This is a genomic window from Parasphingomonas halimpatiens (genome assembly GCF_036663795.1).
In the GTDB taxonomy this organism is placed as follows: Bacteria; Pseudomonadota; Alphaproteobacteria; order Sphingomonadales; family Sphingomonadaceae; genus Sphingomonas.
In genome coordinates this window covers 1-18,613 of the sequence record NZ_JAXOJP010000055.1, presented here as the reverse complement: position 1 = coordinate 18,613, position 18,613 = coordinate 1, and the positions used below count along the sequence as shown (strand labels likewise).

General features: G+C 67.1%; 18 protein-coding genes and 1 pseudogene. 10 read left to right on the top strand and 9 right to left on the bottom strand.

Annotated features, from left to right (window positions below; all coding sequences use genetic code 11):
• Window positions 1-68: 68 nt before the first annotated feature.
• Complete coding sequence (locus U1839_RS25415) at window positions 69-446, bottom strand: hypothetical protein (RefSeq protein WP_332806354.1); 378 nt, start codon at window positions 444-446, stop codon at window positions 69-71.
• Window positions 447-1,345: 899 nt separating this feature from the next.
• Entirely contained in the window at window positions 1,346-1,732 is a 387-nt protein-coding gene (locus tag U1839_RS25410; RefSeq protein WP_332806353.1) for a putative quinol monooxygenase, read from the bottom strand.
• 292 nt (window positions 1,733-2,024) lie between these two features.
• On the opposite strand from U1839_RS25410, the gene U1839_RS25405 reads away from it, so the two are divergent.
• Window positions 2,025-3,971 carry a lipase family protein gene (locus U1839_RS25405; RefSeq protein ID WP_332806352.1) on the top strand — a complete coding sequence of 649 codons (1,947 nt, stop codon included), beginning with the start codon at window positions 2,025-2,027 and terminating at the stop codon, window positions 3,969-3,971.
• A gap of 124 nt (window positions 3,972-4,095) precedes the next feature.
• On the opposite strand, the gene U1839_RS25400 is transcribed toward U1839_RS25405, so the two are convergent.
• The gene (locus U1839_RS25400) at window positions 4,096-4,299 is read right to left on the bottom strand and encodes a hypothetical protein (protein WP_332806351.1); all 204 of its coding nucleotides are present in this window, start codon (window positions 4,297-4,299) and stop codon (window positions 4,096-4,098) included.
• Window positions 4,300-4,523: 224 nt separating this feature from the next.
• Here U1839_RS25400 and U1839_RS25395 point away from each other — a divergent pair, with 224 nt between their 5' ends.
• The 3 genes from U1839_RS25395 (at window position 4,524) to U1839_RS25385 (ending at window position 7,546) form a co-directional block, all read left to right on the top strand.
• Window positions 4,524-5,684: an aminotransferase gene (locus U1839_RS25395; RefSeq protein ID WP_332806350.1), complete on the top strand. Its 1,161-nt coding sequence runs from the start codon at window positions 4,524-4,526 to the stop codon at window positions 5,682-5,684.
• 76 nt (window positions 5,685-5,760) lie between these two features.
• Window positions 5,761-5,937, top strand: coding sequence for a hypothetical protein (locus U1839_RS25390; RefSeq protein WP_332806349.1), 177 nt, complete (start codon window positions 5,761-5,763; stop codon window positions 5,935-5,937).
• 133 nt (window positions 5,938-6,070) lie between these two features.
• Window positions 6,071-7,546 carry a S41 family peptidase gene (locus U1839_RS25385; protein ID WP_332806348.1) on the top strand — a complete coding sequence of 492 codons (1,476 nt, stop codon included), beginning with the start codon at window positions 6,071-6,073 and terminating at the stop codon, window positions 7,544-7,546.
• A 57-nt stretch (window positions 7,547-7,603) separates the two neighbouring features.
• On the opposite strand, the gene U1839_RS25380 is transcribed toward U1839_RS25385, so the two are convergent.
• Entirely contained in the window at window positions 7,604-8,497 is an 894-nt protein-coding gene (locus U1839_RS25380; protein ID WP_332806347.1) for a helix-turn-helix domain-containing protein, read from the bottom strand.
• A 178-nt stretch (window positions 8,498-8,675) separates the two neighbouring features.
• Between U1839_RS25380 and U1839_RS25375 the strand changes: the two genes are divergently transcribed.
• Window positions 8,676-9,038: a hypothetical protein gene (locus U1839_RS25375; protein ID WP_332806346.1), complete on the top strand. Its 363-nt coding sequence runs from the start codon at window positions 8,676-8,678 to the stop codon at window positions 9,036-9,038.
• A 134-nt stretch (window positions 9,039-9,172) separates the two neighbouring features.
• On the opposite strand, the gene U1839_RS25370 is transcribed toward U1839_RS25375, so the two are convergent.
• Both U1839_RS25370 and U1839_RS25365 read right to left on the bottom strand, forming a co-directional pair.
• The gene (locus U1839_RS25370) at window positions 9,173-9,523 is read right to left on the bottom strand and encodes a DUF2200 domain-containing protein (protein WP_332806345.1); all 351 of its coding nucleotides are present in this window, start codon (window positions 9,521-9,523) and stop codon (window positions 9,173-9,175) included.
• A gap of 36 nt (window positions 9,524-9,559) precedes the next feature.
• Window positions 9,560-11,500 (bottom strand): NPCBM/NEW2 domain-containing protein, encoded by a 1,941-nt coding sequence (locus U1839_RS25365; protein WP_332806344.1) that lies wholly within the window; start codon window positions 11,498-11,500, stop codon window positions 9,560-9,562.
• 689 nt (window positions 11,501-12,189) lie between these two features.
• On the opposite strand from U1839_RS25365, the gene U1839_RS25360 reads away from it, so the two are divergent.
• Window positions 12,190-12,573, top strand: coding sequence for a hypothetical protein (locus U1839_RS25360; RefSeq protein WP_332806343.1), 384 nt, complete (start codon window positions 12,190-12,192; stop codon window positions 12,571-12,573).
• Window positions 12,574-12,625: 52 nt separating this feature from the next.
• Here U1839_RS25360 and U1839_RS25355 read toward each other — a convergent pair whose 3' ends face one another.
• The 3 genes from U1839_RS25355 to U1839_RS25345 are packed head-to-tail and all read right to left on the bottom strand — an operon-like array spanning window position 12,626 to window position 16,223.
• Complete coding sequence (locus U1839_RS25355; protein WP_332806342.1) at window positions 12,626-14,233, bottom strand: hypothetical protein; 1,608 nt, start codon at window positions 14,231-14,233, stop codon at window positions 12,626-12,628.
• On the bottom strand, window positions 14,230-15,933 hold the full coding sequence (locus U1839_RS25350; protein WP_332806341.1) for an Hsp70 family protein: 1,704 nt from the start codon (window positions 15,931-15,933) through the stop codon (window positions 14,230-14,232). The genes U1839_RS25355 and U1839_RS25350 overlap by 4 nt, the downstream gene beginning before the upstream one ends.
• Before the next feature lie 35 nt (window positions 15,934-15,968).
• Window positions 15,969-16,223, bottom strand: a complete 255-nt coding sequence (locus U1839_RS25345) for a hypothetical protein (RefSeq protein ID WP_332806340.1) — start codon at window positions 16,221-16,223, stop codon at window positions 15,969-15,971.
• A gap of 79 nt (window positions 16,224-16,302) precedes the next feature.
• Here U1839_RS25345 and U1839_RS25340 point away from each other — a divergent pair, with 79 nt between their 5' ends.
• The 4 genes and pseudogenes from U1839_RS25340 to U1839_RS25325 form a co-directional block, all read left to right on the top strand.
• Entirely contained in the window at window positions 16,303-16,656 is a 354-nt protein-coding gene (locus tag U1839_RS25340; protein WP_332806339.1) for a hypothetical protein, read from the top strand.
• Window positions 16,657-16,738: 82 nt separating this feature from the next.
• On the top strand, window positions 16,739-17,221 hold the full coding sequence (locus tag U1839_RS25335; RefSeq protein ID WP_332806338.1) for a hypothetical protein: 483 nt from the start codon (window positions 16,739-16,741) through the stop codon (window positions 17,219-17,221).
• A gap of 157 nt (window positions 17,222-17,378) precedes the next feature.
• Window positions 17,379-17,594 (top strand): hypothetical protein, encoded by a 216-nt coding sequence (locus tag U1839_RS25330; RefSeq protein ID WP_332806337.1) that lies wholly within the window; start codon window positions 17,379-17,381, stop codon window positions 17,592-17,594.
• A 528-nt stretch (window positions 17,595-18,122) separates the two neighbouring features.
• Window positions 18,123-18,254 (top strand): annotated as a pseudogene (locus U1839_RS25325) (L,D-transpeptidase); the annotation flags it as partial.
• Between the last annotated feature and the right edge of the window lie 359 nt (window positions 18,255-18,613).

Genomic DNA, 18,613 nt, shown 5'->3' with positions numbered 1-18,613 from the left:
CGACGATCTATGGCGCGCCGTCGGCAACATCTGCGATCTCTACACACCCGAGGAATGCTGGAACTTCCTCAAACATGCAGGATATGCGTCAGATTAAACGCATCGCGCTCTAGCGCGAAGGTGCCCGGCAGTCGCACGAAGAACAGGCCGAGGCCGCGCCCCGCGCGAATGTCGCGCGCAACCACGCCGACGACGCGCTGATCCTCGGGTCTGACATGATATTGCGTCGGCGTGGCCAGGACCACGTAATCGGCATCGAGCATGCCACGCGGGAAGCCGTCGCGCCGGTCGATGTCCTGCGTCACGGCGATGTGCGGGCAGAGCTCGGGCTGCATGTCGCGGCAGCCCATGGCGAGGATGCTCGAGTTGATCAGCTGGGAGCTGGCGGCAACATAGACTTGGTCGGGCTTGAGCGCCGCCAGTGTCGCGAGCAGCCGGCGCAGCATGTCGAGATCCGGGCGGACAAGCGGCGCGAAGCGCGCCCGCGGCAGCAGCGGGCCGGCGCCCAGCTTGCGAAGACGAGAATAAGGTCAGCGAACTCGCAACGACGATCGCGAGAACCGCCGCGATGCCCACCGCACGCCAGCCGGGATGCCATACCGCCCCCCATAACGCCGCGATGACCGCCGCAAGCCCGATTCCCGCGGCGGGCACCAGCAGATAATAATGCTGCACGCTGAGCAATGTCTGCACATGCGTGAACAGGCCGAAGGCGAGCGCGAACGGCATCAGTGGCAGCACCGGCACGGGGGTATATTCGCTCACTGCGATCGAGCGCCTGATCTCGCTCAGCCCGGCGAGGCTATCGGACCGCAGCAGCGCGCCGAGCTCCTGAGATTGCAGCCAATAGGCGGCCCAGTCCCAGGCATGGATGAAGCGCTCGGCCGACACATAACCAACCGCCCACGCATTCGCCGCCAGCACCAGCAGCAAGGCGCCGACGAGGCACAGGGTGACGCGGAGGTTGCCGCGGGCAACCAAGCCGCGAAACCCGGCGCGCGAAAGCATGCGAGGCGGGTCTCAAGCTACCATAGCAAAAGGACTTCGCTCCCCCACGATCCATGCTCTCCCGAGACATCGGACCGCTGCCCTTACACGTCGCGCGCCCGCCTTGCCTACCGTGCCGATCGGCCGCTTCGGCGAGCGGGAACGGCCTTGGTGAAATCTGAACCGCTAGCCATTCTCTCCCTGACTTCCCCGGCGAAGGCCGGGGCCCAGTTGGGAGACGCTGCGACGGACGTTGCCGCTCACCAGTTCCGCCATCCCGACTGACCCCGGCCTTCGCCGGGGAAGTGAGGAGAAACGTGGCGCGAGGCGCGATCGGTCAGACTTGGTGCAGGCCGCTCTACACCGCGTCGAGCAGCTCGACGACCGGCGGGCCGGCAAGGACGGCGCCGAGCAGCGGGCCGGCGGCGCGGAAATGCGCGCTGACGCGGTGCGCCTCGACCGCGGCCTGATCCTGATAGAGTTCGAGCACCTTGTAGGTCGTGTCGTTTTCGCGGCTGCGGCACAGCTGGTAGAAGACGTTGCCGGGCTCGTCCGCGCGGACCTTCGCCGCAAGGTCGGCGAAGATCGGCTCGAAATCGGCCTGCTTGCCGGGCTGGACGGTGATGGTGGCAATGATGGCGATCATGGACGGGCTTTCGGCGGCGGGGAACGGACATCCATCATCGACCGAATAGGACCCGGCCGCCAGCGCGAATTTCATGATCTTGCGAGGATATGCTCGCATGCGGAAGGCGCCCGTCGGCGCGCACCGACCGCCTGAACATCGCGACGGTCTGCCTGCAGATAGCAGTATTATAACGCCCGCGAGGATGTCACCGGGCTAATTCGCCACGCTTCTGCGGCGCAGCGTCGGAATTACCGCCTCGACAAAAGCTAGCGAGCCATCATTATAGTACCGCATTACAGCAATGTTGCGTGCCACGGCGCCGCACTGTGGCTGTCTTTGTCTTGTAACGCTTCTCACATTCTATCCATTATGGATATTTTTCGTGTTCGGTGGAGAGCATCATATGAAAGTGAGCAAGAGACATGAAGAGAGCGACGCGGTAGCGACGATCGCCGCCGCGATCCGCGCGACCGCGCCCGACGAGGCACCCAGCGGTATCGTCTACAATCCGCTGTTCCACACGCTCGACGATGCCAGCTTCGCCTCGGCCGCGCCGGCGAGCGTCTCGCTCGGCGAACTCCGGCAGATCCTGTGGGAACTGGCGCAGGGCGCGCTGCATGGGCCGGCGCCGGTCGCGCTGCCGGCACTCGACCGCGCCGTCGGCAAAGCCGCGTGGTCGGGCGTGGTGCCGCTGGCGCTGGTCGACTATCGCTTCGAGGCGGTCACGCCGGCGGCGCTCGAACATTACCGGGTCGGCATCCGCAAGGGTGACACGCTGGATCTTGGCGAGATCGACAGGGCGAAACTGCTCGAAGCGCGGCGCGTAACCTTCTGCCGCCCATTGATCGAGACGGTGCCGGACGGCGCCGCGCTGACCTTCAGCTTCGCGCACGCATGGCACGCCACCAACAGCGGCGCCGACCCGGTCGAGATCGTGCTCGACGCCGATGACGGGCACGGGCCGCGCTCGCTGCCCGCCGGCGCCACTGCCCATGTCAGCTACGCCTCGGCGGGCGACAAGCGCATCACCACGACGTTGCGCTTTGCCGATGGGCATGAGCGGACCACGCTTGCCACGCTCCATGTCAAGGCGCTGGCGCTCCCCCCGCCCGACTGGAGCAGGGAGATGCTCGGCTATCACGGCCGTGTCGCCGCTATCGGCACGATGAAGGTCTATTATGCGCCGGGCCGCCAGCATATCGCCCGGCCGCTGTTCATGTGGACCGGTTTCGACACCGGTGCGACGATGCTCGGCGGCGAATCGCTGATCGGGCAGTGGTCGGCAACCGCCGAGGATTTTCTCGCCGATCCGGATATCGCAGCACTGCTCGAGGCGGCGCGCAGCAAGGCCGGCTACGACATCGTCATCATCGAGTTTGCCGATACCGGCAAACCGATCGAGGCCAATGCCGCGATGGTCGCGGCGTCGATCCATTTCATCAACGGCCTGGCGCGCCAACGCGCGCCCGGCGCGATCCTGACCGGTTCGATGGGCGGCCTCGTGGCGCGCCTCGCGCTGCTCGACATCGAATTGAAGGAGCGGAGCGGCGGATCGCCGCACCATATCGGCAAGGCGATCTTCTTCGACAGCCCGTTTACCGGCGCGGTGATCCCGATGGCGGTGCAGTGCGCGCTCGACTATTTCGCCGGTACCGACGAGGGCGCGCGCGAACGACGCGACAAATATCTCGATGCCGCATCGGCGCGCCAGATGCTGGTGCAGAAATATGCCGCTGGCTGGCATCACACCCATGTGCCCAAACCTGACCGCGCCTTCGGGGCGCTGCAAAGCCTGTTCCACACGCTTGGCGACTGGCCGCAAAAGACCGAATGTTTCGCCGCGACCAGCGGCTCGAGCAAGGGCGTCGGCCAGCGCAACGATGCTGGCAAGCCGCTGAACCCCGGGGACGAGATGTTGTTCGTCAAGCGCGGCGATGGCGGCTCCTGGAAGGCGGACGCGCGGTTTTGGGCCATGCCCAAGTCGCCGCCGAGCGAGCCGGCGGGCTTCAAGATCCTTCATGCCGGACGCGTGCTCTGGGATCCGAAGAGCGCAATGGTGCGCAACACCCAGCCATGGGACAGTTGCCCCGGCGGTTGGTACGATGCGGTAAGGCAGTTCAAGGAGCGCGGCTCGTGGACCGACTCTGACCTCAAGACGTCGAACACCTGTTTCGTGCCAACGCTGAGCGCGCTGGCCATACCGATGCAGACCGGCGACCTCTATCGTGAACCCAAGCCGGAGCCGGGCAAGCCGTTCAAGGCGGTCTATCTGTCACCCGAAAATACCCAGCACTGCAAACTGACACCCGGCGTGACGGGGTGGATCAAGGAGATGCTCGACATCCCGAAAGGATGATTTCGTGCCGCTGGAACGGCGTGCCTGACATCGGGATCGGTGACGCTGCTCTGACGAATCTTTCGCGGACCGCTTCGCGCTCAGATCCGGGAGCCGCTTTTCAGCGCGCTGCTATTGGATTGACTTAGCCGTGGCGTAGCGGAGCGACGTCGGCGGCGCGCGACGCGTCGCTCTCGCCGGTCAGCGCTTCGCGGGCACGCGCGCCGTACATCAGCGACAGGTCGAAATGTGCCGCGGCAGCCACCGGGTGGTCGGTGCGGATCGCCTGGATCGCTTCCTGCTCGGCGCGACGGAGCAGGAAGTCGGGGTCCTCGTTGCGCATATCCATCGTCGATCTCCGGCATGGGCCTGTGGTGCAAGGTCGGTGGCATCTGATGAAGACTCGGTGATGAACACCAGCTAGACAGAGTTGCCCTTCGCGACGGCGCGTGGCGCGGATGCGTTGTGCGGCGGCTGATGGCCCCAACCGTGGCGACGCGTGGATGGCCTTGCGACCGATTTCTCGGTAGCGCGGTCGCGACGGCGCCAGCGGGCGCGCAGCGAGGAATACCCATGAACCCGGTCTATGCCGGCCTCGGCACGACGATCTTCGAGGAAATGTCCGGCCTGGCTCGGGCGCATGGGGCGATCAATCTCGGCCAGGGCTTTCCCGATGGCGACGGGCCGCGTGATGTGCGGCAGGCCGCGGCGGACGCGCTGCTCTCGGGCTCGAACCAGTATCCGCCGATGATGGGGCTGGCCGAGCTGCGCGCGGCGGTGGCGACGCATTATGCGCATTACCAGGCGCTGCCGTTCGGCGCCGACGACGTACTGGTGACCTCGGGCGCGACCGAAGCGCTGGCGGCGGCGATCCTCGCGCTGGTGTCGGACGGCGACGAGGTGTTGCTGATCCAGCCGAGCTACGACGCCTATCTGCCGCTCGTGCGGCGCGCCGGCGGGGTGGCGCGCTTCCTGTCGCTCGCACCGCCGGCATGGCGGCTGACCGAGGCGGCGGTGGCAGCGGCGTTTGCGTCGTCGCCCAAAGTGGTGATCTTCAACAACCCGCTCAACCCGGCGGGGCGTGCGTTCGACACGCAGGAGGTCGCACTGCTCGCTGCGGCGTGCCGCCGCCACGGCACGATCGCGCTGTGCGACGAGGTGTGGGAGCATGTCCGCTTCGACGACCGCCCGCACCATCCGCTGATCGCCGAACCTGGCATGGCCGAACAGGCGATCAAGATCGGCTCGGCGGGCAAGATCTTCTCGATGACGGGGTGGAAGGTCGGTTTCGTCATCGCCGCCCCTGCCCTGCTCCAGCCGATCGCCCGCGCGCACCAGTTCCTGACCTTCACCACACCGCCCGCGCTGCAGTCCGGGGTCGCCTATGGCCTGGGCAAGCCGGATGCCTGGTTCACCGAGATGCGCGCCGGCTATCAGCGCTCGCGCGACCGGCTCGCGGCGGCGCTGCGCGATGCCGGGTTCGTCGTGCTGCCGAGCGAAAGCACCTATTTCCTGTGCGTCGACCTCGCCGCTTCGGGCATCGATCTCGACGACCGCAACTTCTGCCTGCGCGCGGTGGAAGAGGCGGGCATCGCGGCGATCCCCGTCTCGGCCTTCTACGCCGAGGATGCGCCAAGCAACGTCGTGCGGCTGTGCTTCGCGAAGGCGGATGCGGTGATCGACGAGGGCGCGCGGCGGCTGGCGGCGTTTCGGCAGGCGCTGGTGGGGACGTAACGCCCGCCGACGTTTCATGGTGGATCGGATTGCCGGGTGCGGCGTTGTTATCTCATCGAAAAACGGGAGATGGACGATGACCAACAGCTCGAACAACCAGGGCACACCCGAAACCAAGGGCAGCACGCAGGGCGCGACCGCGAACGATCGGCTCGACCCGGTCGTGCAGCCACCGGTCGATCCCTCGACCAACCAGCAGAGCAACACCGAGGGCGATGCCGACAGCAAGGGCGGCAAGCCGAAGAACGCGTGACGGCGGGCGGCGGTGCGGTTTGCCTGCATCGCCGCATGCCGGGGACACGCCATAGCCGGCTTCCGGCCCGCATCGCTCTTGCTCCAAACCGTGCCTCGTTTCATTCAACGGGCGGACGACCGGCGGGAGTCATATGCGGCGATTCGCGAGGGCTGTTGTTTCATGCGCGCTGCTTCCGCTGCTGCTTGCGGCTGCGCCGGCATGGGACCCGGCGCCCTGGCTCGCCGATCTCGGGCAAATCCGCACCGCGATCGACCGCGATTATCCCAATCGCGACTGGCTGACCGTCGAGCGTGAGGTTTCGCTCGATCGCTGGTTCGATCGTGCGGCCGGCGCGATCCGGGCAAGTCGCAACGACGCGGACGCGCGCCGCGCGCTGGACCGGTTGATCGAGCGTTTCAAGGACGGCCATCTCGCGCTGCACTGGCCGGCCGCCCCGGACGTCACCCCCCCACTGACGAACGCGGCGCCCGCGACGCCGATGAGCGTATCGGCATTCTGCGCCGCACGCGGCTTTGATGCCGGACAGGTCTCGGCGGGGACTGCCGCAGCCTTGCCTGGATACCGTGGCATTGACGGTGGCGGGCCGTTTCGCGCGGGTCTCGTCGGCACCGACGCTTCGCGCGCCGGGGCGAGCATCAGGGTAATCCGGGTCGGGGTGTTCTCGCCGCAAGGCTATCCCGCGCTGTGCGAACAGGTCGTGGCCAGTGCGCGTATCGCGCTCGACAAGCCTTGCGATGCCGGGTGCGAGGAGCGGCTGTCGAGCGACGCCCATGGCCTGATGACGCGTGGCTTGATGCAGACGGTCGAACGGCTGCGCGCCGCCGGCGCGCAGGTCCTGCTCGTCGACCTGACGCGCAACGGCGGCGGGATGGAATGGGCCGAAGCCGCGGCGCGGATCGTGTCGCCGGTGCCGTTGCGCTCGGCCCCGATCGGGGTGATCCGGGGCACCCGCTGGGTCGATAGCTGGCGGCAACGCGCGGCATGGTTGCGCAAGGAGGCGCGGCACGCATCGCCGGCGGATCGTGCCTTGTTGATCGACGTTGCGCGACAGGCGGACGGGATAGCGGACGGACTGGCGCCCTGTGCCGCGCCTTCATGCTCGCCGCTGGCCAAGGCCGGCTTCGCGACCGGCCCGCTCGCGACGTTGCCGGCGGGTCGGCTCGCCGGCCGGACCTGGGCGGCGGGCGCTTTCAACGCCGCCAAATTCCCGTATCGCGACAGCGTGTGGCAAGGGCCAGTGATCGTGCTGGTCGATGACGAAACATGGTCGGCGGCGGAGCAATTCACCGCGCTGTTGCAGGACAATGATGCCGCGATCGTGATGGGCACGCGCACCGGTGGCGCCGGTTGCGGCCATCTCGACTTCGACGAACCGATCACGCTGGTCCATAGCGGGGCGAAACTCGAAATGCCCAACTGCGCCCGTTTTCGCAAGGATGGCAGCAACGAGGTCGGCGGCATCGTGCCCGACGTGCCGACCGGCGTGCGCTGGAACGACGGGCCCGGCTATGCCGCGCGGCTGACCGCCGGACGACTGGCGGAGGCCGTGTCGAAGGCACAGGCGCTGGCAAGCCGCCGAGAACGACGCCGGGCGAGGGCGGAATAGGGCGACACTGGATCACGCCGACCGCACGCGAAACCACCCCTTTCCGCTAGCCACGCCTTACCCTGCAGAGCCACGCGCCAGCGAGGTCATCGATCGCATCATCAGCACCGGATCGCCACCGGCAGCCAGCGCGGCGGGGCCGACGTCGAACAGCAGGTGGCGCCGGATCGCCTCCGGCACCGATCCTTCGGGCGCGATCGGATGGGTCGCAAGCAGTTCCTCGTAACGCGCCTCATCTGCCGCCGGATCGCCCGACAATTGGCCGACGCGTTCGAGCAGGCAGGCGGCCGCGACCGGCACGCCGCCGGCATCCGCCATGCAGGCCAGGGTCACGCCGTCGAGCACGTCGATGCGCGGGCGGTGGACACGGTTGAAGATCGCGAAGATCGACGAGCCCACGACCATGTTGGTCGCGCAGCAGAACATCTGGTCGCCGACCGCCATCGACCAGCCCGATACGCGGCTGGAGAAAAGCCCCATGCGGAAGCGCAGCGGGCCGTCGGCGGTTGGCTCCATGACGACGTGATCGTGGACGAACTTGCCGGGGAATTCCGGGCTGGGCCGCGTCGTGCGCCAGAAGCCGGCGAGCGCGGCGCTGGCGCCGCCGCTGGCAAAGGCCGCCTCGCGCAGCTTGGGCAAGGCGAGCCATTCGGCAAAGCCACCCGGCACGCCGCTTTCCGCCTCGGCCGCGGGCACCGGCACCGTCACGCCGAAGCGCGCGGCGAGTGCGGGCAGATCGAGCTCCCAGTCGAGCATGGTGAAACCGGGATGGCGCGCAGCGATGGTCTGGGTCAGGCGGGCGAGATTATGGTCGGACGGGGTCACCGCGCCCGAGCACCAGCGACTGACCAGCGACTTGTCGACGCACGCATCGGCCGCGAGCCGACCGCCGCTGATCGACAGCGCCTTGAGCACCAGCCGGAGCCGCTCGGCGAACTCTTCCCGCTTCATGGGTGGCGAGTAGTCCATGAAATCGCCGCGAACGCAACGTTTGCCTGCAACGGTTGCACAACGCGGTGCATCACGGCGTGCGCCGTTGCACCTCCCGCCGCTGTGGGGTGCCGGCTAATGGCCACGGCGTCGCGCCGGCACCTTCAGACCGGCGACCGGGAGCAAGGGAATTCTCATGTTGAAACAGACGATCGCCGCCGCCGGCCTGTGCCTGCTGGCGCTGTCCACCACGCCACTGGCCGCGCAGACGCCGGCCGGCACGCAATGCCAGTCCGCGCCGCAGGGCGTGGATACGGTACGCCCTGCGCCGGGCGACGGCACCGGCTTGAAAGGCCATGTGAAGGTTTTCGACGGCGCCACCGCAACCACGACGGGCGGCGTTCGCGTGGCGACCGGTGACATCAATGGCGACGGCGCGGCGCAGTCCTCCGGCCTTCCCAACGCCAAGCTGTCGGCGCGCAAGACCGGCGGCGACGGTGCCGCAAGCCAGTCGTCGAACAACCTCAAGCAGCTCAGCCTTGCCACCAACACCTGCAACTGAGCTTCCGCTCGCATGACATATGGGCGCCCCCGGTCTCCGTGGGCGCCCATAATACATTGAATCTGAAGAGCTTTTTTGCATCCGAGACTGGAGCGATTCCACGAACCGCCGTAGCGCCGGCGAGCAGCACCTCGCTAGTGCCGCAGGATCCGCTCAAGCGCGCGGCCCTTGGCGAGTTCGTCGATCAGTTTGTCGAGATAGCGGATCTCGCGCATCACCGGGTCCGCCACATCTTCCACGCGCACGCCGCAGACGGTGCCGGTGATCTGGACGCGCGCGGGGTTCATGTGCGGCGCCTGGGCGAAGAAGTCGGCGAAGCTGGTTTGTTGCGCGAGCTGATCGGCCAGCGATGCCGCGCTGTGCCCGGTCAGCCAGCAGATGACCGCGTCGACATCGGCGCGGCTGCGGCCCTTCTTCTCGGCCTTGGCGACATAGAGCGGATAGACGCTCGCGACGCTTACGGCATAGATACGATGGTTCGCCAAGGCTCCCTCCCCTGCGTGCGATCGCTCGCACCGACATCAACGATCCGCGCGCGTCAGGGCCGCCTCCGCCCAGGCGACCGGCGTGGCAGGCGCGGCGGCGCGGCCGGGCGCAGTGCGGGCGACCAGCTCGACGATGCGCACGCCCCGGACGTCGGCGTCGATGCGCCAGCCGGCCTGCCCGGCGGCGCGGACCGGCGAGCGAGCGAGCAGCCGGCCGTCGCCATAGACCGCGAACGACACGCGTGCCGCGCCGCCCGGCGCGGAATCGTCGACGCCGACCAGCGCTGAGAAATGAGCGAACCCGGCGTTGCGCACCTCCAGCCGGGCATTGGCGAGCACGCCGATGCCGCTGTCAAAAGGCGTGCCGGCGATGCGGATCGGCTGGCCATAAGGCGCGCGGTCGGCCTGCGCCCCGCCCCAACCGCCATATTGCGGGAACTCGCCCGCGCCGCGCGTACCGACCCAGGGCAGGATCGAGCGATGGATCGTCGGATCGGGCTGTGGCACGACGACACCGTCGACCGCCGGGTTCACGCGGCCGGTCTGTTCCGACAGATAGAGGCCGTTCGCCAGCCGGCGCGTGCCGGCCGCGCGGAACACCAACGTCTCGTGCGGGGCGAGGGTGACGGCGGTCTCCCTGGTGAAGCGCGTGCGCTCGCCGCGCCACAGATCGGTCAGCGCGACCGACGCGTCGTCGCGAAACTTGAGTTGCGCGGCGGTCAGCACGGCGGAAACGGGGGTGGCGCCGCGATTGACGATCGCCACGGCCTTCTCGCCCGACGCCAGCGTCTTGACGAAAGTCTGCACCTCGTCGGAATCGAACGTCAGCACCGCCTGGTTGCCGGCGGGGTCCTGGTTGAGCGCGACGATGTCGGCATTGCCGAGCAGCGCGAGCAATGCGGGCGCGGCGTGGCGCAGGTCGTAACCGATGATCAGCGGCGCATTGACCATCGCCCATAGCGCGAAATGCGACCGCGCCTCGACAAGGTGCGCGGCATCGAAATCGCCGGTGCCGACGAACAGCATGTCGGGGTCGTTCCACGAACCGGGATGGGCATAAAGCGGGCGGCGCGACACCGCGTCGAGGTTGGTCAGCATGCGCGACCAGCTCGGCTGGATATCGTCGCTGGTGCGCGAGCTGTTGCCGACTTGCTTGCCCCAGGCGCGGACATCCGCCGCGCCCCACAGGCACAGCGCATAGTGATAATCGCCTAGCGGGCGATAGCGCCGCAGCGCGGCGCCGACCGCCTCGAAGAGCCGCCGCGTCGCCGCGATGTCGGTGCGGGCGAGCGACTGCATGTCGACCAGCGGCGGCAAAGCGCGATAGACGCCGGCGCGGACGCGCGCGCTGTCCTGCCCCAGGCCGCGAATGCCGCAGCCATCGACCTTGATCAGGTCGAAACCCCAGTCGACCATATAGACGCGGATATCCTGCTCGACATGGCCGTACAGGCCGACCTCGCGCTCGGCGAGGCTGCCCTCGGGCTGGTTGCGGAAATCAGGGGTGTAGATCTGACCGCAGGAATTGCGCCCGATATCGGAATAGATCCCCGCCTTGAGCCCCATGGCATGGAGCCGATCGACCAGCGGGCGGAAGCTGGTGTCGCCACCGGGCAGCGCGGCGGAGGGGAAGCGATCGGCGCGGACGACGAGGCGACCGTCGGGCTGACGCCGGCGGAGCCACCAGCCATCATCGATATCGACATAACGATAACCCAGCCGTGCCAACCCGCTATCGACCAAGGCCTGGGCCGAACCGAGGATCTTTTCCTCGTCGATGTCGCTGTTGAAGGCGTTCCAGCTGCTCCAGCCCATCGGCGGGAGCGGCGCGCTGCCGCCGGGATCGGCGCTCCAGCGGCCGGTCGGGGTGAGCGGATCGGCGGCGGCCGCCGCCGGCACGCCGGCGGTGGTTGCGAGCAGCAGCGCGGCGAGCGCGGCGCGCGCGCCTCCAGCCCTGCCATCGCGCCTGTTGGGCATCATCCGCCTCCTCCCCGTTGCGACGAGGTTACCGGAAGAGATGAGGCGGCGGAAGACGATACTGGCGGCGCCCGGCCTGTTCCTCCTGTTCCTCCTGTTCCTCCTGTTCCTCCTGCTCGCATTTTTTTTGCTCTGTTCCGTTGGACAGCGCGCGCGGCAATGTCGTGGTTTTGCAATGCCATGGCACCGGGTGATGATGGCGACTTATGTCCAACTTATCAGGTACCGATCAGGACAACGGAACAGGCGGGAACAGGGCGAAACAGGACCTGTTCCGGGCGCGAGCAGGGGCGCGCGGCGCGGGTTCGCCCGCGGGCGACGATCATGTTTGTGGACGACGATGAGAAGTAGCGGCGCGACGGGCGCGGTCAGGCGCCGTAGCAGGATGCGGCAAAGGGTTGAATCGGGGCGTGGCGTGGGCTTGCTCTGTCCGCCCCCCCCCCCCCCGTCCCGCGCGAGATCGTCTACCGCCGAGAATGACGCGGAAGTTGGTGTCGCTCTTTCATCACCATGGGCGGTGTCAACGTAACCTCATGGCGGCAAGACCCGCGAGGCGTCGATCGCGGCGGGCGCAGCGCGGGCCGGTCGGGTGGCTGCGACCGGTGACCGAACGCCGGCAAAGACGCGCGGTGTCGCCATCGTCCTATACGTCTGGCGCGGATTCACGGCATCTCGCGGGCGGGAGGGGCGTGCACCTGTCGCGCGGCCTTTTCACCGGCGGCCGTGCCGCCACCCGCAAGGAGGACATCGTGATACTCTCGCTGTTGCTCACCCTCGCCGCCGCCCAGGCCTATGGCCCCGACACCTGCATTTCCGGCTATGTCTGGCGCGAGGCGGTGCCCGACGACCATGTCTGCGTCACCCCGGCGGTACGCGCCGAAGCACGCGCCGACAATGCGCAGGCGCGCTACCGCGTCAGCGCGACGATCCACCATTCGGGCCCGGACACGTGCCGCAACGGCTATGTCTGGCGCGAGGCGACACCCAGCGACCATGTCTGCGTACTGCCGCGCGTGCGCGATCAGACCCGCGCCGACAATGCGGCGGCGCCCTCGCGCTACGTTTCGCAATAGCGCGAGCGGGCGGGCGGGCGGGCGGGCCGCCGGTACAAACACCCGCCCAGCCTTACATATCGCGCAACAGCGTCAGGCCCGCGCTCGTTTGCAGATGCAGCACCGCGTCGATCAGCGCGATGCGCGCCGCGCATTGCGCATGGGCGGGCCCGTGGCGGTCGAGCGCGTCCGACAAGCGCGCGCGCGGCAGGCCGGTGCGCTTGCCGATCTGTGCCATCACCGCGCCGGGGATAATGAAGCTGCGCGCGGGCGGTGCCGCCGGCAGACCGCGATACGGCATGTCGAGGATCACGCGCCCTTCCAGCGTGGTCATCCGCTCCTGATAATCATGGTCGAGTGCCGGCGGCGGCGTCTTGCCATCCATATAATCGGCGCACGCCGTGCCGCCGCGTTCGTCGAGCGCTTTGAGGCGATGCGCCTCGATCTGGCGATATTCCTCGAGGTCGTCGCGTGGCGCCCGGTCGAGATTGGCGGCGAACACCGCGTGCAGCCATTCGACCGTCATGGTGGTGAAATAGCCGGGCGTGGTGTCATCGCGACGCGCGTCATTCCAGCGCTGCTTGAGCGCGGCATAGAGGGTGGGATTCCACCGCGCGACATCGGCCGCGCTGGTATCGGGCAGGACCTGCTTCAGCGCCGGGGCAAGGTCCAGATCGACGTTGCGCAGCGAAACGCTGTCGGGAAGGAAGTCGACGACGCCGGGCCGTCGCGGCGGCTGCTGCGGGTCGGGCGGCGCGAGCATGACGAGACCGAAGAACGCCGCGACGACGAGCACGGCAATCGGGCCGATGATCCATTGTTTGCGCTGTTCGCGCCGCTGCGCCTGGACTTGCCAGTAACGCACCCGGCCCTCGTTCAACTCGTTCAGCAAGGGCGGAAAATATTCCCGCAGCGCCTCGATCAGCGCGTTGACGCGCGGCACGGTCAACAGCCCGCGCGGCGTGTCTGTGTCGCCGGTGCCGGTCAGGTCGCGCCAGGCGCGATGATGTTCGTGCGCCGGGTTCTGCAGATCGGCACGGAACTGCGCGACGCTGTCGAGCACATGGTGGCGCCGGCGCGAATCGTCGGCATAATGGACCAGCGCGTCGATGACCTGGGGCTGGCTGAGCTGCCCACCGCGATTGCGCCAGCCGAACTCTTCGATCGCGCGCGGCAGCAGCGGGTCGGAGTGCGGTGTCGTCGTGCTCAGCACGTGGAGCCAACGGTCTTCCGCCGCAGCGCGGAAGGTGAGCTGCTGCATGCGCGGATCGGCGAGGATCGCTTCGAAATGTTCGAGCATCCGCGCCGCGGTGTCGGCATCGGGCGGTCTCCCGTCCCCCGGTGCCGAAAGCATCGCGACCAGCGTCGCATAATGAGCGTCGATGCGGTCTTCGGGCGACGGCGATGAGAGCGCGGCGGGCGGCGGATCGGCCGGGTAGGCGGACGCCGGCGCAAACGCGTCGTCCGCCGGCCCTTCCGCGTCGGCGGCGACCTCGGGCGGCGGCGCCGTGGCCGAGCGTGCGAGGCGCACCGCCAGTTCGCGCGCCTCGCGCAGTCGGGCGAAGCGCTCGAGGTCCGCGTCCGGATCGAAGCTCTTGAGCATCGCCGCATAGGCCGAGCGGATCGCGCGGACATCGTCGGTCGGCGCGATGCCGAGCATTGCCCACACCCAATGCGTCACAGGTAGCGCTCGCCCTCGAGCTGATCGAGCGCCGCGGTCAGCTCGTCGCGCAATTTGGCGATCGCACGCGGTTCCTGCTGGTCGAGCGCGCTTTCGAAGGTGCCGATCCAGTGGCCGATCATCTCGCGCCGCTCGCCGACGAAGCTTTCATAACAGCGCGTCGCCCGCGCCATCAGCGCGGCGTTGGCGCTCTCGTCGCGCGGATGGACCTTGAGCGCCGCCAGCGCCGCGCGCCGCTCGGCGAGTTCGATCTCGCTTGGTGCATAGACCTCGTCGACGATGACGAGGTTCTGCTTCATGCCCGTGCCGACGATCTCGACATCGACCTCGAGCAGACCGCTGGTGTCGTAGCTGAAGCGACAATCCACCGCGACATGGCCGCGCGGCCGGGGCGGCACCGCCATCGGCAGCGAGCCGAGCCGGACATTGCCTTCGACGAGGCGCGCCTCGCCCTGGAAGATGTTGAGCGTGATCGTCGTCTGATTGTCCTGCGCGTTGGAATAGCGCCGTACCCGGCTGGCCGGGATCGGCGTATTGCGCTCGATGATCGGCGAGAAGATGCCGCCGCGCACCACGCCGCGCGCATCCTGCTCGTTGACCTCGACGCCGAGTGTGAACGGACAGACGTCGCTCAGCCGGATCTCGTCGAGCGCCGCGTCGCGCGACAGCAGGCCGGCCTGCACGCCGGCGCCGAGCGCGACCGCCTCGTCGGGATTGACCGTCATGTTGGGAAAACGGCCGAACATGCGCGTGATGGCGCGGCGCACCACCGGCATGCGCGTCGAACCGCCCACCAGCACGATCTCGCTGAGGTCCTCGGCGCGGATGTTGCTGTCGCGCAGCGAGCGCAGCACCGGGTCGCGCAGCCGCGTGAGAAGCGGCTCGGCGGCTTGCTCGAACGCGTCGGCGGTGATCACCGCGCTGGTCTGCTCCTCGCCGGCGGTAATGGTGAAGGTGGCGCTGTCGGCATCGGTCAGTGCGCGCCGCGCGCGCTCGGCCGCGCCGCGCAGCAATTCCTGGCGGCGCAAGGCATCGATCGAGCGGAGCAGCGCGTCATCGAGTTGCTGCCGGGCGAGATCGATCACGATATCGTTGAAATCCTCGCCGCCGAGGCGATTGTCGCCCGCCGAGGCGCGCACCTCGATGATGCCGTCGAAGATCTCGACGATCGAAACGTCGAACGTCCCGCCGCCCAGATCGAAGATCAGGAACGGCTCCTTCTCGCCGCGATCCTGCAGGCCGTAAGCCAGCGCGGCGGCGGTCGGTTCGTTGAGCAGGCGACGCACCTTCAGGCCGGCAAGCTCGCCGGCGCGCTGCGTCGCCTTGCGCTGGCGATCGTTGAAATAGGCCGGCACGGTGATCACCGCCTCGCTGACCGGCTCGCCGAGCAGCGCCGCGACATCGGCCGCCAGGCTGCCGAGCACGAGCGCCGAAAGCTGCTCGGCGTCGAACGGGCGGTGATCGAGCATGACCTGTTTCGACGCGCCCATCAACCGCTTGAAGGTGACGGCGGTCGCGTGGGGATGGCTCGCCTGGCGATCGCGCGCGGCGAGGCCGACCAGCACATTGCCCTTGTCATCGATGCTCACCGCGGAAGGCGTCAGCACATCGCCCAGACTGTTGCGCACCAGCTCGGCGCGCCCGTCACGCCAGACGCTGACGGCGCTGTTCGTCGTCCCCAGATCGATTCCGATAATCAACGCAGCCCCCCGACATTGCGGGGAAAACTGCCCGATTAGCCGGCGGCGCGCAACAGCGGACGACAGGCGGATGCGCTTTCATTGCTGGAAGCGATGTCGTGGGCGTGCTGCGCCGCTTGCGCGCGCCGGCCGGTGGTGCCGGCAGCTATCGCAAGCCCAGCCGAATCCCGCCATGGTTGCTCCTTCACCGCGCGGAGGTGGCACGGCGTGCGGGCGTCGCGATCGCTGCGCATGCGGCCCGCCCGTGCGCGCATTGACGCGCGGCCGGATGCAACTAGGTTCGCGTCCATGACGAAAGGTGGGCGCCTGGTGCGGGGTCTCGGCAAGCTATGCGACGCGGCGGCGCTGATGGTCGCGGGCGCGTGACTGTTGGCGGTGTATCTCGCTTACGCGAATCCGCCGCTCGAACATGTCTTGCAGGATGTCAGGTCGAATTTGCTGCTGGCAATCTGGTCTTTCTGGATGCTCGGCTCCTTCTTCCGTCCGAAAGCGGCCAGCCGCAGCCTCAAATATCCGGCGCCGCGGTGGAGCGGCGCTTTCGTCGTCGTTGCGACGGGCGTTGCCGGCGCGATCTTCGTCGCGCGATCGTCGATCTCAACCAGCTATGTCGCCGCGTCCGCGATCATGGTGGGCACGCTCGTCAGTGCCGCGCTGGTCTGGCGGTTCGCGACGGTGCATGCCGGGGAAATTGGCGAGGCGCGGTTCGTGAACAACGCGCGCTGAACCGGCGGGGTTGCGGGCCGGGATACCGGATACGCGCCGGGTGCGGCATGGAATCGTGATGGTCCTTGGGGGAGGAAGGTCGATGCGGCGATGGATCAGGGCGGCCGGCAGCGCGGTGCTTGGCCTTGCGATGCTGGGCGCGGCGGGCGAGATGGAGACGGCGACCGTCACGATGGCCAAGGGCTATGACAGGGGCGCGGGCTTTGGCGTCGCCACCGTTCAGCAATATTATCTGCTGCCCGACGACGCGAACTGCAGGCGGCAGAAACGGCTGGCGGTGTTCAACATGATGACGGGCGCGAGCACCACCAAGCCGGTGCCGGCCGGGGCGCCGATCAACATCTATGCCGCGGTCGAGCGTGGCAACGCTTTCGCGCAAGGGGTGTGCCAGAATAATGTGATCTTCACGCCGCTCGCGGGCCACGCCTATACCGTGCTGCAACGATCCGTAGTGTGGGATTCGTGCCGGATCGAGGTGATCGACACGACGACGAACGCCGCCCCCGCCGACCTGAAGCAGGATAATTCGGTGGAGTGCATCAAGACGGCGAAGCCCAACAATTAAATATTGTGTCCGGGGAACTCACGAACCAGTATATCGAATGGCAAACGCCCAAAACCGAACGACCAGATTGCGAAGTTGGTGGGCGAATCGCGGCTCCCGGCGCGACAAAATACCATCTGACATTCGGCAACGCCTGCGGCTTGCTGACATTGAGAAAGTGACCTTTTTCAAGCGGGATGAACTTACCACGGACCTGATCTGCTGCGAGATCGAGGCGGCCGGGCAGGCATGGTTCTTCCATGAGGAGGCATCGGGGTGGGACGCGCTTCTCGAATATGTCGAGCAACTACCCGGCTTCGACGCCGTCTGGCGTGAGTCCGTTATGCAACCGGCATTCGAGACATGTGAAACGATCGCCTATACGAAGAAATGACGACGGCGGATCACGGTGATCGCGGTCACAGTGCGCATCACCCCGGCCGCCTCGGGGCATGCGGCGAATGATAAATGCACTGTCACCGGAATTCGGAATTATATCGGCCGAAGAGAATTAGGCCAGCGAGCGTACCTTCTTCAAACACCGTGCAGCGCTCGCGTCGTCGCTGCGGGGCGTTATGGAGGGGGTGGCGATTCCCCTCGGCACTTCTTACACTGCCCTTACACGGCGAGCGCACACGGAAACGGGCACCTTTCGATGCCCGCACAACCTATTGAAATAGTGCGGTAAAATTGGTCGGGGCGACAGGCGCGCCAAACTTTTTGCTATCTTACTGTTATTTTTGTATATCTTGAAGTACAACAAATCGTGTCGCCAACAGATTCGGGGCGAAAAGCGTAGGCTGCGATGGGCTTCGGAGGCACATTTTGCGACAATGAGATAAAGTGTTCTGACTTTGCGATAAGCTGTGTTGTCGCGACAACCTTGGGACGGCATCACCTCCCGCGGGCCGAAACGAAGGCTCTCAGCGGAACGCCACATCCGGAGACTATCGGGCGCGCGGAGAGCCATGGCTGCGTGCGGCTGACCAACTGGGATGCAGCGCGGCTGGCTCAGATGGTTTCAGTTAAGACTAAGCTGGTGTTCGAGGCTTAAAACTGAACCCCCCGAGTTTGTCGTATGGTACACTTTTCAGGAGTTGGAGCCTCCGACAAAGTCGGCGCGGTTCACAATCGGTCATGGGATAGACCCGTCAGTTCAAAGAATGATCTGCATCCTGTGGAGACCGGTTCCCATCGGACTAACAGCACCCGCAATCGCCTCCATTTGCGAGTCATCCGCGGTCGCTATCACTGCCTACCACCTGATGCCACGATGGTCTGAAAGAGCCCGCGCGCCTCTAAGAGCCTGATTCAAAAGTTTCTCAACTGATTGAGACTCTTGCGATTCTGCGGGTGATCATGCGGATGCTGGCGATGGTTGCCCATGCGGTCGAGCTTTCGATGGATCGTTCC

What these genes read in the sequence shown, in the direction of transcription:
- U1839_RS25365 (WP_332806344.1), bottom strand. Translation starts at nt 11,500, where the DNA reads ATGCCCAACAGGCGCGATGGCAGGGCTGGAGGCGCGCGCGCCGCGCTC.
- U1839_RS25335 (WP_332806338.1), top strand. Translation starts at nt 16,739, where the DNA reads ATGCGGCGATGGATCAGGGCGGCCGGCAGCGCGGTGCTTGGCCTTGCG.
- U1839_RS25385 (WP_332806348.1), top strand. Translation starts at nt 6,071, where the DNA reads ATGCGGCGATTCGCGAGGGCTGTTGTTTCATGCGCGCTGCTTCCGCTG.
- U1839_RS25400 (WP_332806351.1), bottom strand. Translation starts at nt 4,299, where the DNA reads ATGGATATGCGCAACGAGGACCCCGACTTCCTGCTCCGTCGCGCCGAG.
- U1839_RS25345 (WP_332806340.1), bottom strand. Translation starts at nt 16,223, where the DNA reads ATGGACGCGAACCTAGTTGCATCCGGCCGCGCGTCAATGCGCGCACGG.
- U1839_RS25415 (WP_332806354.1), bottom strand. Translation starts at nt 446, where the DNA reads ATGCTGCGCCGGCTGCTCGCGACACTGGCGGCGCTCAAGCCCGACCAA.
- U1839_RS25395 (WP_332806350.1), top strand. Translation starts at nt 4,524, where the DNA reads ATGAACCCGGTCTATGCCGGCCTCGGCACGACGATCTTCGAGGAAATG.
- U1839_RS25380 (WP_332806347.1), bottom strand. Translation starts at nt 8,497, where the DNA reads ATGAAGCGGGAAGAGTTCGCCGAGCGGCTCCGGCTGGTGCTCAAGGCG.
- U1839_RS25410 (WP_332806353.1), bottom strand. Translation starts at nt 1,732, where the DNA reads ATGCGAGCATATCCTCGCAAGATCATGAAATTCGCGCTGGCGGCCGGG.
- U1839_RS25390 (WP_332806349.1), top strand. Translation starts at nt 5,761, where the DNA reads ATGACCAACAGCTCGAACAACCAGGGCACACCCGAAACCAAGGGCAGC.